Source organism: Mycobacterium sp. TH-M15 (assembly GCF_057473705.1).
On the sequence record NZ_JBYCLB010000012.1, the window covers coordinates 1 to 3502 of the forward strand.

Here is a 3502-nt window from a genome sequence, read left to right on the forward strand (position 1 = left end):
GAATCAGGACGGGCCACCCGCGGCTGCTGGGGGCGCTGCACGCACACCCGCACGCTGGCATCCAGGCGGGTGCCGTTGCGGCGCACACCGATGGCCAGCACCCGTGCCCGTCCTTTCGCGATGAGCCGCTGCCGCCGGCGGGTGTTCTCCTGGGTGCGCACACAGCCGATCACCGGCAGCGTCAGATGCCGCCGGTCGGGCTCGACACGCATCGCACCGGTGGTGAAACACACCCGGTCGGCGTCGCGGCCCTTCGTCTTGAACCGCGGGAACCCGACCCGCCGGCCGGCCCGCTCACCGGCCCGGGAGGTCCCGATGCTCCACCACGATCCGGGCCACCGAGCAGACCGAGGAACCTGCGGCGATGCCCGTTCAACGCCGAACCGACCTCGGTGACCACCTTGTCCACCGACATCTGCTGCGACGTGGCCCACGCGGTCACCCGCGCCACCTGCCGCTCCAGATCCGCTTTCTGATCCGCCGACGACACCCGCGCATACACCGCGGTCCTGGGCTGCGCACCTGGTGTGGTAGTCGGCTCGTCCACCAGGATCAGCCTGCCCACCTTGCGCGTCGGCACCGGCAGCACCCCAGCAGGAAACCACCGATACGCAGTCACCCGCGCAACACCATTACGCTGCGCCCACACCGCCAGATTCACACCACTGTTCCTGCAGCACGCCACCGACAACTACCGACCACTCGCCGAGCAACAGCTGGCAGCCCCCGAGCCCGGCCCGGCCCGGCACGTCGCCGGCTGGTCCGGGCCGGCGGCGGCGTCCGCGGACTATCCCGCCACGGTCAGGTAGACCAGCACCAGGTTCAGCACGCTGATCACCGCGGTGGTGATCCAGCCGAGAGCCGAGGTCAGCCGGGCGTTGGTGTCGTCGCCCATCACGGCGCGGTCGTCGGTCAGCCGGATCAGCGGGATCAGGGCGAACGGAATGCCGAACGAGAGCACCACCTGGGAGAGCACCAGCGCCCGGCTCGGATCCATACCGGCGGCCAGGATTACCAGCGCCGGGATCAGCGTGATCAGCCGGCGCCACAGCAGCGGCACCGCAACGCGCAGCAGGCCCTGCATGATCATCGCGCCGGCGTAGGCGCCCACCGAGGTGGACGCCAGCCCCGACGCCAGCAAGCCGATCGCGAACAGCAGCGCGACCGTCGGGCTGAGGCTGTCGCGCACCGCGGCGTGGGCGCCCTCGATGGAGCCGTTGGTGTCCCGGCCGCGCAGGTTGCCCGCGGCCACCACCAGCATGGCCAGGTTCACCGCGCCGGCGACCAGCATCGCCAGGCCGACGTCCCAGCGGGTGATCCGCAGCAGTCGGCGTCGGGCGAACCCGGGTGCGGGCTGCCCGTGCCGGTCCCGAGACAGGCCGGAGTGCAGGTACACCGCGTGCGGCATCACGGTGGCGCCCAGGATCGCGGTCGCCAGCAGCACGCTCTCGGTGCCGTCGAAACGGGGCAGCAGACCGCCGGCAACGTGGGCGACGGGTGGTGGTTTGACCACCACGCTGGCCAGGAACCCGATCGCGATGACCAGCAGCAGCCCACCGGAGACCTGCTCGAAGACCCGGGGGCCGCGGCGGTCGCCGACCGCCAGCAGCGCCATCGACACCACGCCGGTGATCACGCCGCCGAGCAGCAGCGGCAGCCCGAAGATCAGCTTCAGTGCGATCGCGCCGCCGACCACCTCGGCCAGATCCGTTGCCATGGCGACCAACTCGGCCTGCAGCCAGTACCCGATCCGGGTGGGCCGGCGGGAATGTGCCCCGACCGTCTCCGGCAGTGACCGCCCGGTCACCAGGCCCAGCTTGGCCGAGAGGTATTGCACCAGGCCGGCCATCGCGTTCGCCGTGACGATCACCCACACCAGCAGGTAGCCGTACTTCGCGCCGGCGCTGATGTTGGCCGCGACGTTGCCCGGGTCGACGTAGGCGATGGCGGCGACGAACGCCGGTCCCAGCAGATACCAGCCCGGCCGCACCGGCGCCCGGATGTCCTGGGTCAACGCAGCCTCGTTCTTCTGGTGTACGAATAATGAAGTTAGGTTCGTCGAATGCGTTCTCCGGCACGGCATCCGGTCAGGCCCTCGGTGTCAGCCCCGGCGGCCCGGCCCGGTGACCAGCGGCAGGTCCAGAGTGGTCCGGATGCCGGGTGCGGCGGCCACCACCGCCGGGATCGCGTTGACGATCCGCATCGCGGTGGCCACCAGCCCGGCGTGGTTGTGGTCGCCGTTGCGGCTGGACAGGCAGATGTCCATGGCGTAGCACGGCTCGCCGGTGATCTCGACCCGGTAGGAGCCGCCCGGCTGGGCCGGCTGCGGCCAGTCCGGGCACAAGTCCGCACGCAGCCGGGTGACATGTTCCAGCACGACGGCGGCCTGCTCGCCGACCATGCCGCGCACTTCGAACCGCAGCGCGGCGGAACTGCCCTTCGGGATGTGCCCGCTGGCGATCTCGAAGTCCTCGGGCGCCGGTTCGCGCCGGTAGATCTCGACCATCTCGTCGAGCTCCAGTCCGAGGCCGGCCGCGATCTGGCGCACCACCGATCCCCAGGCCAGGCTCAGCACACCGGGCTGCAGCAGCATCGGGATCTCGTCGATCGGCTTGCCGAAGCCCATCACGTCGAACATCACCGTCGCGCTGTCGTAGGTGGCGTAGTCGACGATCTCCAGGCAGCGCACCTGCTCGACATGCTGGCAGGTTCCGGCCAGCGCCAGCGGCAGCAGGTCGTTGGCGAAGCCCGGATCGATGCCGTTGACGTACAGGCTCGAGTTGCCGTGCCGGGCAGCCTCGTCCAGCGGGGCGATCAGCTCGTCGGGAATCACCTGCCACGGGTACTGCAGAAACACCGGGCCGCTGCCGACGACGTTGACGCCGGCGGCCAGGATCCGACGATAGTCCTCGAGCGCCTCCGGCAGCCGGTTGTCGGCCATGGCGGTGTACACCGCGCACTGCGGGCCGGTGGCCAGCACCGCGTCCAGGTCGGTGCTCGCGGCGACACCGGTCGAGGCGTCGAGCCCGGCAAGCTCGCCGGCGTCCTTGCCGGCTTTGGCGTCCGAAGACACCCACACCCCGGTGAGCTCGAACTCCGGATCGGCGATCAGCGATCGCAGCGCGTGGACGCCGACGTTGCCGGTACCGATCTGGGCGACGCGGATGGGCATGCCGGTGTCCTTCACAGGTCGGGGATGGGCAGATCCAGGTTCGGGAAGGTCAGGCCGCCGTCGACCTCCAGGGTCTTGCCGGTGAGGTAGCTACCGGCGGGTGAGGCGAGGTACACCGCGGCCGCGGCGATGTCGACCGGGTCGCCGAGCCGGCGCATCGGCGTCACCTGCTCCATCGGCGCGCGCAGCGCGTCGTTGGCGGCGACCACGTCCAGGGCGGAGGTGAGGATCGCCCCCGGTGCGATTGCGTTGACTCGGATCCGCGGGCACAGGTCCAGCGCGGCCAGCCGGGTGTAGTGGGCCAGCGCCGCCTTGGCGGTGCCGTAGGCG

The 3502-nt window shown here is 70.9% G+C and carries 3 protein-coding genes and 2 pseudogenes; all 5 read right to left on the bottom strand.

What is annotated here, in order from left to right; translation table 11 throughout:
- A pseudogene (locus AC2VNT_RS00265) lies at window positions 1-308 on the bottom strand (IS607 family element RNA-guided endonuclease TnpB); the annotation flags it as partial.
- Between the two features lies 1 nt (window position 309).
- Window positions 310-661, bottom strand: a pseudogene (locus AC2VNT_RS00270) (IS607 family transposase); the annotation flags it as partial.
- A gap of 126 nt (window positions 662-787) precedes the next feature.
- Window positions 788-2083, bottom strand: a complete 1296-nt coding sequence (locus AC2VNT_RS00275) for an Nramp family divalent metal transporter (RefSeq protein WP_486944957.1) — start codon at window positions 2081-2083, stop codon at window positions 788-790.
- Window positions 2084-2101: 18 nt separating this feature from the next.
- The gene (locus AC2VNT_RS00280) at window positions 2102-3172 is read right to left on the bottom strand and encodes an NAD(P)H-dependent amine dehydrogenase family protein (RefSeq protein ID WP_486944958.1); all 1071 of its coding nucleotides are present in this window, start codon (window positions 3170-3172) and stop codon (window positions 2102-2104) included.
- Window positions 3173-3183: 11 nt separating this feature from the next.
- On the bottom strand, window positions 3184-3502 hold a 319-nt coding region (locus tag AC2VNT_RS00285), incomplete at its 5' end, for an SDR family oxidoreductase (protein WP_486944959.1).

Bases quoted from the DNA above. Each gene is read 5' to 3' on its own strand.
- AC2VNT_RS00280 (WP_486944958.1), bottom strand. From the start codon at position 3,172: ATGCCCATCCGCGTCGCCCAGATCGGTACCGGCAACGTCGGCGTCCAC.
- AC2VNT_RS00275 (WP_486944957.1), bottom strand. From the start codon at position 2,083: ATGCCGTGCCGGAGAACGCATTCGACGAACCTAACTTCATTATTCGTA.